This is a genomic window from Rhizobium sp. BK418 (assembly GCF_004341105.1).
In the GTDB taxonomy this organism is placed as follows: Bacteria; Pseudomonadota; Alphaproteobacteria; order Rhizobiales; family Rhizobiaceae; genus Rhizobium.
Genome location: NZ_SLZK01000012.1, coordinates 19,917 through 35,737, shown reverse-complemented (window position 1 = coordinate 35,737; position 15,821 = coordinate 19,917). Strand labels below are relative to the sequence as shown.

Genomic DNA, 15,821 nt, shown 5'->3' with positions numbered 1-15,821 from the left:
GATGAAGCTCACACTTGGCCCACTCCAGTATCTCTGGCCGAGCGACAGATGGCGCGACTTCTATTTCGAGATCGCCGACGAAGCGCCTGTCGACGTCGTCGTTATCGGCGAGACGATCTGCTCGAAACGCCTGCATTTCATGGAGGCCGAGCTTGCGCTCGTCATCGAGCGGCTGGAGGAGGCCGGAAAAGAGGTCAGGCTCTCGACGCTGGCGCTCGTTACGCTCGATCGCGAGACAAACTATCAAAGAGCGCTCGCCGAAGAGGGTATCCGGCTCGTCGAAGCAAATGATCTCTCGGCGTTGCATTTGCTGAAGGGCCGGGCGCACGCAATTGGTCCGTTCATCAATGTCTATAATGCAGCGGCTGCACGTGTTCTGGCATGCAACGGCGCGACGGCGATCTGCCTGCCACCGGAGCTACCGGCCAGATCCGTGGCCGCTATCGCTGCTGCCTGTCCCAATCTCGACGTCGAGGTCTTCGCCTTCGGCCGCATGCCACTCGCCATCTCCGCGCGCTGCGCTCATGCGCGCTCGAAGGGACGAACCAAAGACAATTGCCAATTCGTCTGCCAGGAGGATCCTGACGGCATCACGGTCAATACCATATCGGGCCAGCCCTTCCTCGCCTTAAATGGCGTCCAGACACTCTCGCATACATGTCAGGCCCTGCTTGAACGCCCCGGCGAATGGAAAGCTTGCGGGGTGAATTCACTTCGGCTGTCGCCGCAGACCTGCGACATGGTCGAAGTGTCCTGGACCTTTCGCAAGGTCTTGGATGGAGAGATCGAGCCCTCGCAGGCGCTGGCGAGGCTGCGAGACGTCTATCCGGACATTCCATTATCGAACGGATTTTACCACGGCAAGGCTGGCGCGGAATGGGTCGCGCGCCTCAGAAACGCAAGGGATTTGGGAGAATGACGATGATGCTAGCGGTAAACGACGGCGACAGAGGTATCCTTGCTGCCGTGCGCCAGATAAAGGCCTTCGCGAAGGACCCTGAAGCCGATTGCAGCTGCGCTCTCATCATTGGCGAATTGCTGGCGCATCTGGTGCCAAAGCAAAGAGCCGCCGTCGTGCAGGAGCTGTTCATGTCGGCGTTGCACCAGCGAACCAAGGTCGGCACGCTGCTTGAGCTTCTCAAGGAGCTCGAGCTGTTCGGACCCGCCTCCGAAATTGGCGAGATCGAGGAGGCAGCTCTGATTTTCGACGATGTGGCAAAGCAGGCAAAGATGGGCTCCCAACTTCTGAGGGCCTTCGTCGCCAATCGCCGTGACATGCTTGGCATCCGGCAGAATTTTCCGGCAAGAGAACCCGGGGAGATTGCATCATGAGGACAGAGAGCCGCTGGAATCGGCACATCGACGTGCTTGAGTACATCGGCTGTGTTGATTCGGCCGGCAGCGACTCGCGCGCAGCACTCGAACTGTGTCTCCTGCAGACGCGGCCGATCTTTATGCCGGATTCAACTGCCGACGAGCGGTCCCCTCGGCGACATTGGCGCATCAATGGGGACGCGGGCGGGCATCGATAACTGTGAGGTTCACGTGCTTGGCAGTCATGATGCGCGACATTTGTCACGCCGATTTCATCAACAACATTTGCGTTTGCGCCAGATCAATCACGGCCGAGCAGGAAGGTCTAAGCTTGTGACGTTTCAAGGAGTAGTTGAAATGGGAAGCTTTAGTGCCTGGCATTGGCTGATCGTCCTCGCCATCGTCGTCATCTTGTTCGGACGTGGCAAGATCCCCGAACTGATGGGTGATGTCGCGCAGGGGATCCGCGCCTTCAAGAAAGGCATCGATGACGAAGCCACCAGCAAGAAGGACAGGGACGGCACGAATACAGTTGGGTCCTGATCTGGACCGTGGCTGAACGTCCAGAGGGGACAGAATGGATTATTCAATCATCTCGGCCCGGTTCGACGACGCAGAAAAATGCGGTCGCATCGGCCTTCTAATTGCCGGCCAAATGCGGACAGCGATCGTTACGAGACGATCGCTGTTGAGCGTGGCCTCGCCCCCGCGTGCAAATGAGGCGCGGCTTTTCCAGTTTCTGGATTGTTTTTGCGAGATCGCCCTCGCCTATGCCGAACGCGGGCCGAGCAACGCCCAGACCCTGGCCGTCACCGCAACCGACGTGAGACGCTGGCGCCGCAGCCGTTCGCAGGCAGAACCGCTATGGACATGGCACGGTATCGGCCGGACCGTGGCACCCACTCCCCAACCGAAGCGACCTGTCGACAGGGCTACGCGCTCCGGCGGAAACGCTCTAGCGCGTCACGGATGCATAGTTTCTGGAGATAGTCCTCGTCCTGATCACGCGCGACATGACGAAGCACGAGTTTCAGCAGTTCCCATTCCGTAGCACGGTTGCGATTGAACCATGTTGCGTCTGCAATAGCATCATAGACGCGCAGAACGCGTCTGGCGGTGGGTGGATCGAGATTTTTCAGAAGCATGACTGCACCGAGAGCTTTTCGAGATGGATTCCACATCGCTACAACGATGCGACGTCCCTCCGCGACAGACGAATAAGCGATGTCGTTGCTATCGGCCCTATTCTTGCTCGTCCTTGATAAATCTCAATCTGTGCGGAATTCACGAAGGCAACTGAATGGGAGATCGCGGCTGAACCGCGCCCCTATGGCCATCGCTCTCCGTCATGATCTGTTCGGCCAGACACGCTGCTTGACATGACACAGATCAAATAATCCGTCGGGATTCGTGAGAAGGGTGGCGGAGAATTGCTAGGAGCGGACATGATGAACCTGCCGACATTCGTGATCGCCGCCTTCTCGCTGCCGGTCCTTCCAGGGCCGACCAATGCGGCTTTGGCCCTGGCGTCGACGGCGCTGACCGTCAGGCGGTCCCTGTCGCTCGTCGCGGCGGTCGTGCTCCGCTATCTCGCAATCATCATTCCGGTGTCGAGCATCGCCGCTCCGCTGCTTGAAGGACGTCCGGCCGTCGCCGTCGTCATCAAGCTGATTTCGGCGATCTGGGTTCTCTATCTTGCACTGAAGCTCTGGGGCCTGGCGCCGGCAACTGGCGCGAATGCGCTCGGTATCGGTCAGCTTTTCATCACCACTCCGCTCAATCCCAAGGCCATCATCATTGGCCTCACCCTTATGCCCGCCGTCCAGGCAGAGTGCCCGCCGCGATGGTGGCATTCATAGCCTGCGTGACGGTGACATCGGTGATCTCGCTTGGCCTCGGCGGTCTGCTTGTCGGACGCCGGGCGCAGATGCCGCCTCTTGCACGCCATTGCGGTTGCGCAGTGCTGGTTGCCTTCTCGCTGACCCTTGCCATCAGCGCATTCTGGACCTGAGCCTGCGTGAGATTTTCACGCGCGAATGCGTATCGATGAGGCACGAACCAGCATCGAACTGCTGGCTTGCAGACCGATCGCCCCATTTCGTGCCCCTCCGCTTTCAGCTCGCGCAAAGCTTCTTTAGCGCTTTCTCCACGCTCCTGCGAAGGGCAGCCGAAATCTCGGGTTCGAACGCCGCCACAACGTCGCCGAACTCTCCCCCTGTCTCGATGATATCGACCGAACTTCCACCCATCACGCAGGTGGCGAGATTTGCCTGCAGCTGAATTCGAGCCCTTGCCGAAAAGCCTCCCTGGAGAGGAGCATCTTCCGATGTCTTGCACGCAAGTGTACCAACGGCGCTTGCGTCGGCCAGATCCCCGTTCACCTTGATCTCGATCGTGTCGATTTTAACGAAGTCGAGCTTGTCGATGCCCAATTCAACCTTCACACCCAAAACCGGCTGCTTGATCTTCAACGGCTTGCAGGGCTGCGTGGCCGCGATCGCTCGTTCAAGAACATTGGCGGCAAATGCCGGCGAACTCGAAGATGGTGTAGCGACAATGATCGCGCCGAACGCCATGCACCTCAGATGATGCCAGGCGTTCCGGAATGTAATGATCTGCTGCTTCGTGCCGCCGGGTGAGCCGGCCGCGTCAGATCCCGTTTTGGTACAATTTTCGCAATGGTCGACACGCATGCTCTTCCTCAGGTCGACGTGTGTGGGGATACCAAAATATAGTGTCTCGGTGCAAAGGGAAGAACGTGTTGCATCAACTCCTTCCCCTGCGATGTCTTACCGGTGAATCGACGATCATTGTTGATCTAGGGAATGCCTATCCGGTAAGGGGAACGATCAAATATGGATTCGGTTACTTTGCTATCGGCAAGGAGATCCGAGAAAAGGTAGAAATGCGCTACTTCGTTACGGGAACAGCAGGTTTCATTGGCTTCCATCTGGCTCGTCGGCTGTTGCAGGATGGGCATGAAGTAACCGGTTTCGATGGATTGACACCCTATTATAATGTCAGACTGAAGGAGATGCGTCACGCAGCGCTGGCGCAATATCCTTCCTTCCGTCCCGTCATCGCCATGCTGGAAGATAAGGCCGCGCTGGATACCGCCATTTCAACTGCAAAGCCGGATGTTCTTATTCATCTCGCCGCACAAGCCGGAGTTCGCTATAGCATCGAAAATCCGCAGGCCTATCTGCGTTCGAACATCGAGGGTTCATGGAACATCCTAGAGCTGGCAAGCCGCATCGAGCTGCGCCATCTCATGCTTGCCTCGACTTCCTCGATCTACGGCGCCAATCCGACTGTCCCCTTCCGCGAAACCGATCGTGCCGACGAGCCCCTGAGCTTCTATGCCGCCAGCAAGAAATCGATGGAGCTGATGGCGCACTGCTATTCTCATCTCTACAAGATCCCGACGACGGCGTTCCGTTTCTTCACCGTCTACGGCCCGTGGGGCCGACCCGACATGGCGCTCTTCAAGTTCGTCAAGAACATGATCGAGGACAGGCCGATCGAGATCTACGGTGAAGGCAATATGAGTCGCGATTTCACCTATATTGACGACCTGGTCGAAGCAGTGGTCAGGTTATCAGGCGTTATTCCCTCGGAAGCCAATCGCGTTGCCGACAAAAATATCGAAACGCTTTCGCATCAGGCGCCCTTCCGCATCGTCAATATCGGCGGCGGCCAACCGATCAGCCTCATGGACTTCGTCGAAAATGTGGAGAATGCGATGGGACATGAAGCAAAGCGCATCATGCTTCCTATGCAGCAGGGCGACGTGCCCCGGACCTTCGCAAGTCCCGATCTTCTCCGTGCCCTGACAGGCTACCAGCCAAATACACCGCTCGAAACCGGCACCAAGGCTTTCGTCGGGTGGTATCTGGAAGCCAAGCAGGAACTCGGCACGATCGATATGTAACAAACCGTTGGCAGTTACGATTCGCCAATACGCTTGAGGCAATAGGAAAAGTGGGCGTCCGGCTCGAGTGTCAGAAATTCGAAGCGCCAGCCATAGTCGACACAGAATTTGTTGACAGCCTCGACAACTCCATAGACGACAGGCTTGACCGTGTTCCCCGTGCAGAAATCATGGCCTGCAATCCTGCCATCCCGTTTCACCTTGCAATCTGCGAGCATGAGCTCCTGCCAGGTGAGCGCGAAGGAATGATCGGTATCGATATAGATCCAGTCGAAGGTGCCATCGTCGAACTGGGACAGCATATCGAGCGAAGTGCCCTGACGGATGACCACGCGACCCGCGGCGATCTCCGAACCGAATTTACCATTGATGATTTCGAGTCCCTCTGAATAGCGGTCCATATTCCAGGGATCGATGAGGTAGAGCTGCTGCGGCTGGTTAAGCTTCAGGATTTCCTCACTAAAGGCTCCTTCTGCAACACCCAATTCGGCGACGACCCCACCTTTTGGCAGATTGCCTAGAAGCTTGCCGCGGTCAGGCAGCAACCTGGCATGTTCCGTGTGAATATCATCCAAAAAGGTCCGGGGTGTGCTCTGCCGAAGGGCCAACCGCTGCTCTCGCGTCGTCATTTTCGCTCCTTATTCTCGTAGACGCACCTCTACAGAGAATGGCCACCGTGGGGAAGAGCGGCATGTACATGCAAATTGTTCAGAATTTCAAAAAGAGGCTTGCGGTTCTTTCTCAATATCGCTAGAGACGCTGCACCGAACGATGACACAGAGCATCGCGGGCGATTAGCTCAGTTGGTAGAGCGCCTCGTTTACACCGAGGATGTCGGGAGTTCGAGTCTCTCATCGCCCACCATGATTTCCAATCAAAGATCATCCTTTATTATTTTATTTCAATGGGTTGCAGACACTCGTGCCCCTGACAATCCCCTCACCCACCCGCCCAAATCACCCCTTGATTTTAAAGGGAAACCTGAAACGTGCCCCTCACCTTTTGAACTTAACAGAATCGCGAGGCTGCCAGCCCAGGCGGCATTTAGACATGATTCGAGAGCACACCCTTGGTAAGGGTGAGGTCGGTGGTTCAATCCCACTCGGCAGCACCAGTTTTCTCTAAAAAGATCAGAACCTTAGCGTAGTTCGCCCGCTTTCTCCCGTCGCTTAAAACAGCACGAAAACGCAGAACAGAACGCGAATTGCGCAGAAAATCCGTGCAGAATCCGTGCAGCGTGTTCCCTTGTCGTTCCTGACAGCTCAAAATGGGCGGACGATGAATCATGGGAGGCCGTGGCGGCTTCCTTTTCCCAGAGATGAGGTATCAGGAAATGGATTCGATAACTCAAAACGCTGCGGTCGGTACATCACCTCGCCCGCGTCTTCGGCGCAAGGACGTTCCCGCCTATCTCGCTTCAGCTCATGGGATTGATGTTGCGGTCTCAACCCTCGCCAATTTGGCAACAATTGGTGGCGGCCCTGCCATGCAGTATAGCGGTCGAATACCACTCTACAGCGTAGCCGACTTGGATGAATGGGCGAGTTCACGCCTTTCAAAGAGAGTGATGTCTACGTCTGAGGCTCGTTAAATTTAGGTTATTGTTCCGTTGTCATCATGAAGCCAGCTTTCACGCGAGAACCGAAACCCGTAACCGTCGAACGCTTGGATCTACAGATTATGCTGCGTCGTGCCGCGCTGCTGTTACGCAATTCCGGATCGATCGCCTTCGACGATGACATTGAAGAAGCCTTGCGCGACTTTGGTCGGCGAGTTCGGCGTGACCCGCAATGACATGATCAGGTACATCGTCCGGGAGTGGATGGAGAAGAACACCTATCTGCCGGTTCATGATCTGGACGAAGACGGCGAAGTGGATGGGACCGCTTGACCAAGATGGAGTTGTTTCGCCCGAGCACCATGGTAGCGGATTTGGATGATGGGTATCAGGAATGTCGATCTTGTTAAGAAGTTTGTCGCTACTGGTTGGAATAACATTGGCAGCGCCAGCATTTAGCAATTGCTTAACCGCCAATGAAACCAAACAGGGCGTGCTGCTGACCAGAGAAGTGCCTTTCTATTCCGTATTCTACAAGCCGAACGGTCCAGGCCTCACCGAACAACGACTGATGGAGCGAAACCATTCGCTACAGCCGGTGTCGGCTGTATATCTGCATCCGTTGCTCGTCGAAAAGAGAGTGGGCGTCACCACGCAAGAACTGAAATACGCGAATGCGATTTCGTTGGACGATCTACCACAGAAGAAGAATTGGCAATCCGACACTACGCTTTTCCTCAATGGCAAAGAGTCCGTTTCGGGTACTACTTCAATTAGGTTCGACGGCTGGGGAGAGGAAACTATTGCATTTTGTTCGTACAAAGTTTGGATCATCAATAGCCGTCTGGAATTGACCGGATTGCCTCCGATAATTTTCGAACAATATTATTCCCCTGAGCTTCGTCTCGTTCTTCGTTCGGTAAGGCTCACCCCCTCCAACCAACCGATGAACGAGGTTCGATTTGATCGATTTGAAATTGGCTGGGGCAACTGATTGGTCTTGATCCGGTTGTCGGCACGGAAGCTGGTGGACCGCACAGCCGACTTTAGTGGGGGTCAGGGTCTACTCCCCCAGCCGCACGGCCCGACACCCAACTTGTGCTGAAGATTGAAGTTCCGGCGCCAGCTGAAAACATGCGTCACGAATATCAACCGAAATACAAATGGCGTGAAACCTTGGGATCACGCGGGTCGCATCAAAAACCCGCCAGCTGGTGAGCTGACGGGCGCGCTTGTGGCGGGAAGCCAGGGTTGGTGTCCGTGGCGCTACCGAAAATTGAAGTAAACGGTTGCACCTGACCCGCGATGATAGGGGTAATAGTCGCGATAGCCGTACCGCGGATAGCCGTAATACCGCGGACGGTAGCGGTAGCACGAGTCGTAATACCTGCAGTCGCGGTAAGCGTACCGCCGGTTCTTCCAGTGGCCATACGCATATCCATGCCCACGCCCTTTGTTTTTGACCTGCTCGACGTCGGCGGTGTGCATAGGCACTGATTTCTGCACGACGATCGGCATGGCGTTTAGCGGCAAGGCGAAAGATGCAGCCAGGACCATGGTTGCGAGTGCGGAAAAAAGCTTCTTCATCATCGGTCATCCTTTCGGGGGTACGATTCTGGGTTAACGAGGATTAACCTCCGATGAACGGATGCACCTTCCATTAAACAGCGCCAGCGCCCGCAGTCTTTCGCTGAACCAAAAGAAAAACCCCGCTGAGGTGGACAGGAATTCCTGTGTTTCTGTCGGCAACTCGTTAAAGCGGCTGGCTGGCGTGGCGGTCGGATCCATGGGTGACGTTCCTCGTATTTATGCGGTTATGCGATAAGGCAGTGCGAATGAAAAAGCCGCACAGCGAGCGGCCCGGGTGATTGACGATAAAGGCACAGAGGCGTACTCAGCCCGCCGCCACGCTCAGCCCTGACGAGGTGGTTATGGGGAGGCCCGATCAGCACGAGGGATCGGGCCTCCGCCTACCGTTAGAAAAGAGTGCTCCCAGTCCACATGTCGTGTGGATATTCGATGATCGGAGGAGCCAATGAGCGCACGTCAGATAAGCGAGCGCGACAAAGCCCTGACGTCGGAAGACCTTGCCGGCAAAGACCAGAACTTTCAGCCGATCGACATCGTGAACGCCCTGGCGATAAAGTTCGATGGATATTGCAGCCGATCGGGACGTTTCCTCATCATCGTCCGTGAGTTGGAATTCCGGCCTTGACTGCATCCAAAACCTGTTGGCAGACGAGATGTGAAATATTTTAGGATTTATGAAAATAAAAAAATATTTGGTGCGAAACGATGATATGGTGCCTATGTAGAATAATTTTTTAAGGAGGAAAAAGCATGCAGCATTATTTTCCAGGACTCACTGGAAGGCAAATCACGGTCTTTCTCATCGAGACATCAGTGCTTATGGCCGCCCTAATCGGCGTTCTCGTTGTTGCCATACCTATGATCTGAGCGCGCGTGCTGCGTCAGTGATCCTGTTCAGACAGCGAATGCCCTGGAGCCACCGCGAACCCAACGCTATTTCATGGCACAAAGAGAGGTATTCAAATGAATGACCGTAGCCAGCAGGCTTTCCGGCCAATCAAACGGACAAAAAATCAACGCTCTCAGAAGAAAGATTTGAGGTTTGCCGAAACCAGGGTCGACAAGATAACCCAACAGCTCGCCTGCCAGATGGCGGTTATCGGAGAGCATCGGGTCAACTGTTTTTCAGCGCAATCGGATAATGCGCTCCTGGCGAGGATTTATGACCGCAGACGTCGCGCTATGGATTACCTGTTGCGCATTCAGGCTTTTCGCTAGGCCGCCTAGCGCCATTCAGATGATATGGCGACGGACCTGGAGATTTCCCTCGCTATAATTTTGAACATGTGCGCAGGGTGTCTTTTCGGGGGACATCATGTCGAAATCCATTCGAATACTGTTGGTCGCGATACTCGCCGGCCAGCCGATCAGCGCGCTTGCCGAACCACTCGAAACCTTTCAACTCGAAAACCACATCGATGTGGCCGGGCGGGCGTTGGGGACTAGCCGTTCCTACAAAATCACCACAAGCACATCGAGAACAGTGCTATTTTCCGTAATAATCGATCCATCCTGCCACTATACGCTTCAGAAGGGAGCACTTAGAGACGTCCAGCCCAGCCCAGAGAACGCTCCGATCGAATTCTCGGACGAAGCTTCGATCGGCGAAGTTTATGTTCTCTCTTTTTCTCAAACTCGTCCCGCTTGGCAAGCAAACAGACCGTGCGCGTATTCCTTCTCGCTCAAATAATGATGATGAGGGGAAGTTACTGGAACTTATTTGGCCTTTTTGTCGAGCCACCCCAATCGGGTACAGTACAGTTCTGCAGCATGTATCCCGGTCTTTCTATCCGGGAAAGGCCCTTCCATAAAGTGAGACTTACCTCGAAAGACGATAGCCACTCCTCGCGAGACCTGATCCCAGACTATTATCATGCCATCTTCATACATTGCTACACCTCATGCGTCGCGCATCCGGTGTGCGGTGGTCTGCTCCGGTATCAAAGATATAGGGCCCGATGCGCGGAGGGCACGGCCTGCAAAGAAGCACTGGGAACGCAGGCAGGCGCTGACATGGCGCGAAAGGCGTTCGTTTCTGCTTGCCGTGATGCCGGCATATCTGTGCTGCCGCATGACGCTGGCGGCGGTGGGGCACGCATTATAGCTGTTGGAGGTGTGGCCCGCGCCATTTTCGAGATAGGCGAGAGAGACGAGATTTATCCTCCATGAATTCACTTGCCATGCTCCACGATTGAGCGCACGCTGACGTTCTCGGTAGCCATGGAACGGGCGCTGCCGATTGAGGCCTTGCGCTTCGCCCTGACCAAAGGAGGACGACATGTCTTCCAAGATCGACACGACCAATCTCAAAGAAAAAGACCTGAAGATGCTTAACGAGGTTCTTGTTGCCTGCGGCTATACAGGCACCATATCGGGGAACCCGGAGGTTGAACTCAATATTGCGGCCAAGCTCATAATCAGGCTCTTCCGCGAAGGCTTGCGACAGCCGGCTCAACTTGCTGACGCTCTGTACCGGAACTTCGACAGACCGGGGATGCAGCCGAACGTTATACATTTCCGCGGCGTGCATCGAGAATCGGTGGGAGGTACAACCCCGATTAGTAGACCTCGCGTTCACTGACCTCGGCCTCCGGAGGTTGCGGTGGCGAGGGCGGCGCGGATGCGCTCACGGGCGAGGTTTCGAAGGTGGCGTGATAACCAGCTTTCCCAATCCTCGCCTTCTTCGGGCTGCAAAGCGGCGTAATCGTTCAAGACGCCCAGGATGGGCTGCTGAGTTCCGGTGCCCATCCTTTGATGATGGGGCGGTGGGGTTAGGAACGAACGACATTTTTCCTGCAACCGAGGCGCGGCTAGATTTACGCGAATATTGCAACCTGCTATCCGTTCCCATGGGTTAAGGTACACGCTTGGGGGCAGGCCGATGGGCGCGGGCGCAGAAGAGTTTATTCCACATCCATTCAAAGACACCGACGAGCTGCTGCGCGTCCTTACCGACAACGAGGGCGAAATCGTCAGTATCGGCCTATCTGAAGACCCTATCGTCTGGCAGGCGTCCGAGCTTGGCTTGGTTGAAGTGCGCCTTGGCGATGGCTGGACGATGCGAGACACCGTCCTCCTGACGCCGAAATCGCGCCTCAAGATGGGGTTGCCCCCGCTGGTCAAAAAGCCAACTATCGCGGCTTCCTTCCTGCATGCAGCGATGACTGTTTTCGGCAAGCTCTTCGGCACCAAACGACCCATTGCATAGACTATCAGAACGCAGGGATTGGCACCTGCCGCCGCACCCAGTCGGCTACGACCCCGCTCATTGGGCCATAGAGATTCGAAGTCGGATGCGTCCCGTCCGTCGTCGGCCAGTTGGCAGTTCCATTAGTGAGAAATTTCGTATGGTCGGCAGGATCTTCGACCACTGACGAATAATCGATGTAGTCGTCGATAAGACCGTCGCAAAAGCCTTTAATCCAAGCGACATATTGGTCGCGCGTGCCGCCATTTTCAAAGCCGGCGTTTGGATTTTGACTTGCAGCGTCGATCCAGTTGCTCGAAGCCGTGGAAGGAATAGGGCACGTTACCGAAATATGTAATCGCTTGCCGTAAGGGCCAATCGTTGCCCTCAACTCGTTGATCAGGTCCACCGTCGCGGCCTTCAGCCCGGCGATGCCTAAGCCCATTGAGTTGCGGGCTAGGTCGATGATGGCGTGGGTGCAATACGGCCATCTGCTTCTGGTGTTTGGAGACGTGGTCGGGGTGTAGCCAGCGAAGCTTCGGCCTGAAACAGCGTGGAAGTCGAAGGGAATATGGTGACCATCAACATTCCAGAACGCACGGCGATAGGGACCAGAATTTGACGTGCCGTTCGGAACGCTGGTCTCGCCCTGGCCTTCTGCAATGCTGTGGCCGATTACGAGAACCGCCATCTGGGGCTTGTCTGGAACGCCGAGAACGAGCGGCCATGCTGCGACGCTGGTCGTCGTACCGCCGCCGGGTGTGGTGAGCGCACCAGTGCCGCCTATCTGGCTTGCGGTTGCGGGCGAAAGCACGCGTGTGCCATCCTGACCAGACCGGACGCTCTGTGGGAAATTCTGCGTTGCAGCTCCGACGATGATGCCTTGGCGAGAGAAGATCTCATCATCGCCCACGACATCGAGTGCGAATTCGTCGCTGAGGACGAGGGCAGCATTGTCTGCCACAGTCACGGTGTTGACGCCGGAAAACTGCGCGTGAGAATTCAGCGCGCCGCCAGTGACCCGCTCAAGTGCAGCCTCATAGTTGAAGCTATTTCCGACCGCTTGATCACCGTTATTGTTGTTCTGCGGCGCGACGTACGCTCCTTGCCCGATCTTCCAACGTTTGACACCGGCGGCGCCAAGATAGTGACCCGACCGCATTTGAAGCTGCACATCGGTTCTGCCGCCTGTCGTGCCCGGATATTTGACACTGGCAAGGCCATTGTATGTGGTCACTACCTGAAAATTGGTCGGGACGACCACCCCACCGCCCTTCTTATAGGTGCGGCGAACGTCGATTCCGATTCCAATGCGACTGATACTTACTGGCGCCATGAAACGGACTTTCAATTAGATGTGGGGGGATTGAACTCTTGAAGAGCGCGCTCGACCTTCGACATCGATTGAGCCGGCGTTGATGTGGTGAGAACCGAAGAAGCTGACTTCCCCCCAACTGACGCCCGAGGTGGATATCCCGCAGCCAGGAGCGCGCGTTCTGCCTTCGACATCGGTTGGTTATGTTGTCTCTCGGCAGAAGACGTCGCGCCTGGTGATCCGTCTCGAAGTCGGCCACCTTCGAACATAGAGGATGCGCGTTCCGATGCAGGACCTCGAGGCGGATAGCCGGCGGCCCGCAAAGCTCGCTCGGCTTTCGATAATGGTTCTTCTCTTGGCGCAGACACGCTCGGCGCCGCGAAGGTTCTCGCGATCATGGTCTCTTCCTCTGATGTGGTGAGATACGAGGCAAAGTCTGCCAAGGCGTCGTCGAACGCGCCTACCTTGTCGGCCAAGTTAAGCGTGATTGCCTCGTCGGCCGAATATGTAAGCGCTTCAGTGTCCCGAACCGCTTGAGCATCGATCGCCCTATTCCGCGCCACCGTGGACACGAACAGTTCACCGAGCCCATCGATGCGAGCCTGGATCCGGTCTCTGACATCGGCCGGCAGCGCCTCATAGGCATTGCCGTCGACTTTGTGCCTGCCATAGTGGATGAAAGTGACCTTCAGGCCAGCATCACCGATGGCAGCACTGACGTCCAAATGAACAGTCACGACGCCGATCGACCCGACACCACCCGTCCTGGCGACTGTTACCGTCTTGCACGCTGATGCGATGGAATAGGCGGCCGAATAAGCGTTCTCCGCGGCAAAGGCGTGAATGGGTTTCTGGCTTCGAGCAGCAAAGATCTTGTCAGCCAGATCGAAGTTCCCAGCGACGTGGCCACCAGGAGAGTCGACAATGAGGGCGATGCCTTTGACGTTGGGATCCGCTAGGCCGCGCTCAAGCGCCTTCGCGATATAGACATAGCCAGTAGCGTAGTCGCCAATCGCGTAGCCGACACCGAACAGGAGCACGCCTTTGACGGGAATCATCAGAATCCCGCCTTTCACGACATAAGGCCGATAGGCTGCCAACCAGCTGTCCGGCGCCGGCCAAAAATCATCCTGCATCGCGATCTTGCATGCCGGCGCCTCGATCCGGGCAAGGGTGACTTGCGCCGTTTGGAGAAAGGCCTTGAACATGGCTTGCATGCCGGCGTTCACCATGGCCGGCGTGTCATGGAAGGTCGCGAGCAAAGCGTTCGTATCCGTCATCAGGCGGCCTTCTTCTGCTGATTGGTGGAGTCGGTCGGGTTCTGAAGGATCTTGTAGAAGTCCTTCCACTCCATCTCGCGCTTCATCTGACGCATGCGCTTGCGCCAATCAGCACCAAGGCGGGCGTTCTCGGTTTCGAGATCGGACAGACCGTTGTTGATGCGCAGGATCGCGGCCTGCGTTTCCTTCAGCTCGTCCACCTGACCGCGGCTCGCACCAACCCAATCGCAGGCGGTGTAGGCATCCTTGAACTGCTTCTCGTAGAAGCTCGGCATGTTGCGCCGAATGGACGTGATCTCACCCTTGTTGAGGGCTTCTTCAAGCCAAAGTGTGTAAATGCTCGACGCGAAGCGATCGGCGACCATGCGCTTGATCGACAGCATGGCCTTGTAGGTCTCGGTCATCGCAGCACGGGCCGACGAGTAGTTCGTCTTGCTGTAGTCCTTCGACAACTGCTCATAGGAGACACCGAGCGCAGCAGCGATATGGCGAAGGAGCGATTGCTCGAACTCACTGCCAAGTGGACCGCCCTGCCCCGGTGCCTGCATCTTGAACTTCGTGCCGGGCGGCAGATGCGGGATCTTCAGACCGTTGACGTGCAGGTTCTTGGCACCGGCCATGAACTGCTCGAGCGTGGCGTAATGACCACCCATGTAACCGTTGAGCGCGGCCTGAATGGTTTCAGGCGTCATGTCGGTGCCACCGAGCTGCGCAAAGATGGCTTCGGTCGGCAACTCGGACTCGATCGTCGCGGCATAGCTGGCATACATGACCGCCTGCTGCAAAACCATCTGACGAAAATTCTTCGTCATCTTCATTTCCGAGAGCGCGGCGACCATGGCGGAAATTCCGCGGCTCTGGTCCGGCCGAAGCTGCTCGAAGATGTGGATCATCTGCAGGCGACCCCACGGCTTGCGGATATCGACCGGCTTCCAAGTGTAGGAGTCGGGAGACATCCAGTCACTCGGATGTGCCTTGCGGATGTAGTAGGTCTGAGGCGCACCATACTGATTCCGACGGATGCCACCGCGAACCATAGGGTCGCCCATGAACTCAGGAGGCGTCGACAGGCGATCGGTGTCGATCATCTGGATCGCGGTGCTGAACATGCGCGGCTGATCGCGCAACCATTCAACTGAAGCGAGCCCTTCTCCGTAAACGGTATGGGTGTCGACGAACATTCGGACCAAGCCGGTCAAAGTGTTCTGGCGCGCAGCGTCCGGCCAGTTGTCGAGCGACTCGGCCCACAGACCGAACTTCTCCTCGACCTCCTCCTGAAACTCGTCTTCCCATTTCGAGTCCTCCTTGCCGAAAAGGACGGTCGAAACAGGCTTCACATTCGGCATAAAATATGAGCCGACGATATTGTCCTTGCGCAGGGTGGCACCGCCAGCGACATAGGCGTCATTGCGGGTGGTGTCACGCGTGCGGGCATCAGCCATCTGCTTCGCCGGAAGCATGTCGGCATCGGCCGAGCGGACAGCAGGGCTGTAGGAGGCGAGCTCTTTCGAGAAGCGGGAGGCACCGTCGTAGGCTTCACCTGCTATCGCCAGTTCATCACCCGCGCCGTCGTAGGCATCGGAGGCCATAGCTTTGACGCTAAGACCAAGGAGTTCGGCGCTTTCGGAATCAAAAATTGCTGACAT

The 15,821-nt window shown here is 56.3% G+C and carries 20 protein-coding genes, 2 tRNA genes and 1 pseudogene; 15 read left to right on the top strand and 8 right to left on the bottom strand.

The features are described from left to right. Position 1 precedes the first annotated feature (1 nt). The 3 genes from EV281_RS29625 to EV281_RS29615 all read left to right on the top strand — a co-directional run bounded on the left by EV281_RS29625 (position 2) and on the right by EV281_RS29615 (position 1,857). Positions 2 to 919: a U32 family peptidase gene (locus EV281_RS29625; protein ID WP_132658374.1), complete on the top strand. Its 918-nt coding sequence runs from the start codon at positions 2 to 4 to the stop codon at positions 917 to 919. A 2-nt stretch (positions 920 to 921) separates the two neighbouring features. Continuing rightward, positions 922 to 1,332 carry a hypothetical protein gene (locus EV281_RS29620; protein WP_245508406.1) on the top strand — a complete coding sequence of 137 codons (411 nt, stop codon included), beginning with the start codon at positions 922 to 924 and terminating at the stop codon, positions 1,330 to 1,332. A 339-nt stretch (positions 1,333 to 1,671) separates the two neighbouring features. Then, on the top strand, positions 1,672 to 1,857 hold the full coding sequence (locus EV281_RS29615; RefSeq protein ID WP_132658371.1) for a twin-arginine translocase TatA/TatE family subunit: 186 nt from the start codon (positions 1,672 to 1,674) through the stop codon (positions 1,855 to 1,857). A 389-nt stretch (positions 1,858 to 2,246) separates the two neighbouring features. On the opposite strand, the gene EV281_RS29610 is transcribed toward EV281_RS29615, so the two are convergent. Beyond that, positions 2,247 to 2,459, bottom strand: a complete 213-nt coding sequence (locus EV281_RS29610) for a hypothetical protein (protein WP_132658369.1) — start codon at positions 2,457 to 2,459, stop codon at positions 2,247 to 2,249. Positions 2,460 to 2,759: 300 nt separating this feature from the next. Between EV281_RS29610 and EV281_RS29605 the strand changes: the two genes are divergently transcribed. Next, on the top strand, positions 2,760 to 3,173 hold the full coding sequence (locus EV281_RS29605; protein WP_245508405.1) for a hypothetical protein: 414 nt from the start codon (positions 2,760 to 2,762) through the stop codon (positions 3,171 to 3,173). Next, positions 3,158 to 3,325 (top strand): hypothetical protein, encoded by a 168-nt coding sequence (locus EV281_RS31945; RefSeq protein ID WP_245508404.1) that lies wholly within the window; start codon positions 3,158 to 3,160, stop codon positions 3,323 to 3,325. Before EV281_RS29605 ends, EV281_RS31945 begins: the two co-directional genes overlap by 16 nt. A 103-nt stretch (positions 3,326 to 3,428) precedes the next feature. On the opposite strand, the gene EV281_RS29600 is transcribed toward EV281_RS31945, so the two are convergent. After that, positions 3,429 to 3,890 (bottom strand): hypothetical protein, encoded by a 462-nt coding sequence (locus EV281_RS29600; protein ID WP_165911997.1) that lies wholly within the window; start codon positions 3,888 to 3,890, stop codon positions 3,429 to 3,431. Between the two features lie 329 nt (positions 3,891 to 4,219). Between EV281_RS29600 and EV281_RS29595 the strand changes: the two genes are divergently transcribed. Beyond that, positions 4,220 to 5,245, top strand: coding sequence for an NAD-dependent epimerase/dehydratase family protein (locus EV281_RS29595; RefSeq protein ID WP_132658463.1), 1,026 nt, complete (start codon positions 4,220 to 4,222; stop codon positions 5,243 to 5,245). A 14-nt stretch (positions 5,246 to 5,259) separates the two neighbouring features. Here the strand turns inward: EV281_RS29595 and EV281_RS29590 are convergent, their stop codons facing one another. After that, entirely contained in the window at positions 5,260 to 5,874 is a 615-nt protein-coding gene (locus EV281_RS29590) for a class I SAM-dependent methyltransferase (protein ID WP_132658366.1), read from the bottom strand. A gap of 159 nt (positions 5,875 to 6,033) precedes the next feature. Between EV281_RS29590 and EV281_RS29585 the strand changes: the two genes are divergently transcribed. From EV281_RS29585 to EV281_RS29565, 4 genes and pseudogenes are all read left to right on the top strand, one after another. Then, positions 6,034 to 6,109, top strand: a tRNA-Val gene (locus tag EV281_RS29585). 160 nt (positions 6,110 to 6,269) lie between these two features. Further along, positions 6,270 to 6,359 (top strand) — tRNA-Thr (locus EV281_RS29580). A 503-nt stretch (positions 6,360 to 6,862) separates the two neighbouring features. Then, a pseudogene (locus EV281_RS29570) lies at positions 6,863 to 7,136 on the top strand (CopG family transcriptional regulator). A 61-nt stretch (positions 7,137 to 7,197) separates the two neighbouring features. Further along, a complete protein-coding gene (locus EV281_RS29565) occupies positions 7,198 to 7,797 on the top strand; it encodes a hypothetical protein (RefSeq protein WP_132658362.1) in 600 nt (199 codons plus the stop codon). Positions 7,798 to 8,069: 272 nt separating this feature from the next. Here EV281_RS29565 and EV281_RS29560 read toward each other — a convergent pair whose 3' ends face one another. Beyond that, positions 8,070 to 8,390, bottom strand: a complete 321-nt coding sequence (locus EV281_RS29560) for a hypothetical protein (protein WP_132658462.1) — start codon at positions 8,388 to 8,390, stop codon at positions 8,070 to 8,072. A 33-nt stretch (positions 8,391 to 8,423) separates the two neighbouring features. Further along, positions 8,424 to 8,591, bottom strand: coding sequence for a hypothetical protein (locus EV281_RS31360; RefSeq protein WP_165911994.1), 168 nt, complete (start codon positions 8,589 to 8,591; stop codon positions 8,424 to 8,426). A 247-nt stretch (positions 8,592 to 8,838) separates the two neighbouring features. Between EV281_RS31360 and EV281_RS31355 the strand changes: the two genes are divergently transcribed. The 5 genes from EV281_RS31355 (at position 8,839) to EV281_RS29540 (ending at position 11,601) form a co-directional block, all read left to right on the top strand. Continuing rightward, positions 8,839 to 9,018 carry a hypothetical protein gene (locus EV281_RS31355; protein ID WP_165911996.1) on the top strand — a complete coding sequence of 60 codons (180 nt, stop codon included), beginning with the start codon at positions 8,839 to 8,841 and terminating at the stop codon, positions 9,016 to 9,018. A 338-nt stretch (positions 9,019 to 9,356) separates the two neighbouring features. Beyond that, positions 9,357 to 9,611, top strand: a complete 255-nt coding sequence (locus EV281_RS29555; protein ID WP_132658360.1) for a hypothetical protein — start codon at positions 9,357 to 9,359, stop codon at positions 9,609 to 9,611. 97 nt (positions 9,612 to 9,708) lie between these two features. After that, positions 9,709 to 10,083 (top strand): hypothetical protein, encoded by a 375-nt coding sequence (locus tag EV281_RS29550; RefSeq protein WP_132658359.1) that lies wholly within the window; start codon positions 9,709 to 9,711, stop codon positions 10,081 to 10,083. A 588-nt stretch (positions 10,084 to 10,671) separates the two neighbouring features. Continuing rightward, complete coding sequence (locus EV281_RS29545) at positions 10,672 to 10,974, top strand: hypothetical protein (protein ID WP_132658357.1); 303 nt, start codon at positions 10,672 to 10,674, stop codon at positions 10,972 to 10,974. 300 nt (positions 10,975 to 11,274) lie between these two features. Further along, positions 11,275 to 11,601: a hypothetical protein gene (locus EV281_RS29540; protein WP_132658355.1), complete on the top strand. Its 327-nt coding sequence runs from the start codon at positions 11,275 to 11,277 to the stop codon at positions 11,599 to 11,601. A 4-nt stretch (positions 11,602 to 11,605) separates the two neighbouring features. Here EV281_RS29540 and EV281_RS29535 read toward each other — a convergent pair whose 3' ends face one another. The 3 genes from EV281_RS29535 to EV281_RS29525 are packed head-to-tail and all read right to left on the bottom strand — an operon-like array spanning position 11,606 to position 15,821. After that, on the bottom strand, positions 11,606 to 12,916 hold the full coding sequence (locus tag EV281_RS29535) for an SGNH/GDSL hydrolase family protein (protein ID WP_132658353.1): 1,311 nt from the start codon (positions 12,914 to 12,916) through the stop codon (positions 11,606 to 11,608). Between the two features lie 11 nt (positions 12,917 to 12,927). After that, positions 12,928 to 14,175, bottom strand: a complete 1,248-nt coding sequence (locus tag EV281_RS29530) for a S49 family peptidase (RefSeq protein WP_132658351.1) — start codon at positions 14,173 to 14,175, stop codon at positions 12,928 to 12,930. Continuing rightward, complete coding sequence (locus EV281_RS29525) at positions 14,175 to 15,821, bottom strand: phage portal protein (protein WP_132658349.1); 1,647 nt, start codon at positions 15,819 to 15,821, stop codon at positions 14,175 to 14,177. The genes EV281_RS29530 and EV281_RS29525 overlap by 1 nt, the downstream gene beginning before the upstream one ends.

What these genes read in the sequence shown, in the direction of transcription:
- EV281_RS29625 (WP_132658374.1), top strand. Translation starts at nt 2, where the DNA reads ATGAAGCTCACACTTGGCCCACTCCAGTATCTCTGGCCGAGCGACAGA.
- EV281_RS29620 (WP_245508406.1), top strand. Translation starts at nt 922, where the DNA reads ATGATGCTAGCGGTAAACGACGGCGACAGAGGTATCCTTGCTGCCGTG.
- EV281_RS29615 (WP_132658371.1), top strand. Translation starts at nt 1,672, where the DNA reads ATGGGAAGCTTTAGTGCCTGGCATTGGCTGATCGTCCTCGCCATCGTC.
- EV281_RS29610 (WP_132658369.1), bottom strand. Translation starts at nt 2,459, where the DNA reads ATGCTTCTGAAAAATCTCGATCCACCCACCGCCAGACGCGTTCTGCGC.
- EV281_RS29605 (WP_245508405.1), top strand. Translation starts at nt 2,760, where the DNA reads ATGATGAACCTGCCGACATTCGTGATCGCCGCCTTCTCGCTGCCGGTC.
- EV281_RS31945 (WP_245508404.1), top strand. Translation starts at nt 3,158, where the DNA reads ATGGTGGCATTCATAGCCTGCGTGACGGTGACATCGGTGATCTCGCTT.
- EV281_RS29600 (WP_165911997.1), bottom strand. Translation starts at nt 3,890, where the DNA reads ATGGCGTTCGGCGCGATCATTGTCGCTACACCATCTTCGAGTTCGCCG.
- EV281_RS29595 (WP_132658463.1), top strand. Translation starts at nt 4,220, where the DNA reads ATGCGCTACTTCGTTACGGGAACAGCAGGTTTCATTGGCTTCCATCTG.
- EV281_RS29590 (WP_132658366.1), bottom strand. Translation starts at nt 5,874, where the DNA reads ATGACGACGCGAGAGCAGCGGTTGGCCCTTCGGCAGAGCACACCCCGG.
- EV281_RS29565 (WP_132658362.1), top strand. Translation starts at nt 7,198, where the DNA reads ATGTCGATCTTGTTAAGAAGTTTGTCGCTACTGGTTGGAATAACATTG.
- EV281_RS29560 (WP_132658462.1), bottom strand. Translation starts at nt 8,390, where the DNA reads ATGAAGAAGCTTTTTTCCGCACTCGCAACCATGGTCCTGGCTGCATCT.
- EV281_RS31360 (WP_165911994.1), bottom strand. Translation starts at nt 8,591, where the DNA reads ATGGATCCGACCGCCACGCCAGCCAGCCGCTTTAACGAGTTGCCGACA.
- EV281_RS31355 (WP_165911996.1), top strand. Translation starts at nt 8,839, where the DNA reads ATGAGCGCACGTCAGATAAGCGAGCGCGACAAAGCCCTGACGTCGGAA.
- EV281_RS29555 (WP_132658360.1), top strand. Translation starts at nt 9,357, where the DNA reads ATGAATGACCGTAGCCAGCAGGCTTTCCGGCCAATCAAACGGACAAAA.
- EV281_RS29550 (WP_132658359.1), top strand. Translation starts at nt 9,709, where the DNA reads ATGTCGAAATCCATTCGAATACTGTTGGTCGCGATACTCGCCGGCCAG.
- EV281_RS29545 (WP_132658357.1), top strand. Translation starts at nt 10,672, where the DNA reads ATGTCTTCCAAGATCGACACGACCAATCTCAAAGAAAAAGACCTGAAG.
- EV281_RS29540 (WP_132658355.1), top strand. Translation starts at nt 11,275, where the DNA reads ATGGGCGCGGGCGCAGAAGAGTTTATTCCACATCCATTCAAAGACACC.
- EV281_RS29535 (WP_132658353.1), bottom strand. Translation starts at nt 12,916, where the DNA reads ATGGCGCCAGTAAGTATCAGTCGCATTGGAATCGGAATCGACGTTCGC.
- EV281_RS29530 (WP_132658351.1), bottom strand. Translation starts at nt 14,175, where the DNA reads ATGACGGATACGAACGCTTTGCTCGCGACCTTCCATGACACGCCGGCC.
- EV281_RS29525 (WP_132658349.1), bottom strand. Translation starts at nt 15,821, where the DNA reads ATGTCAGCAATTTTTGATTCCGAAAGCGCCGAACTCCTTGGTCTTAGC.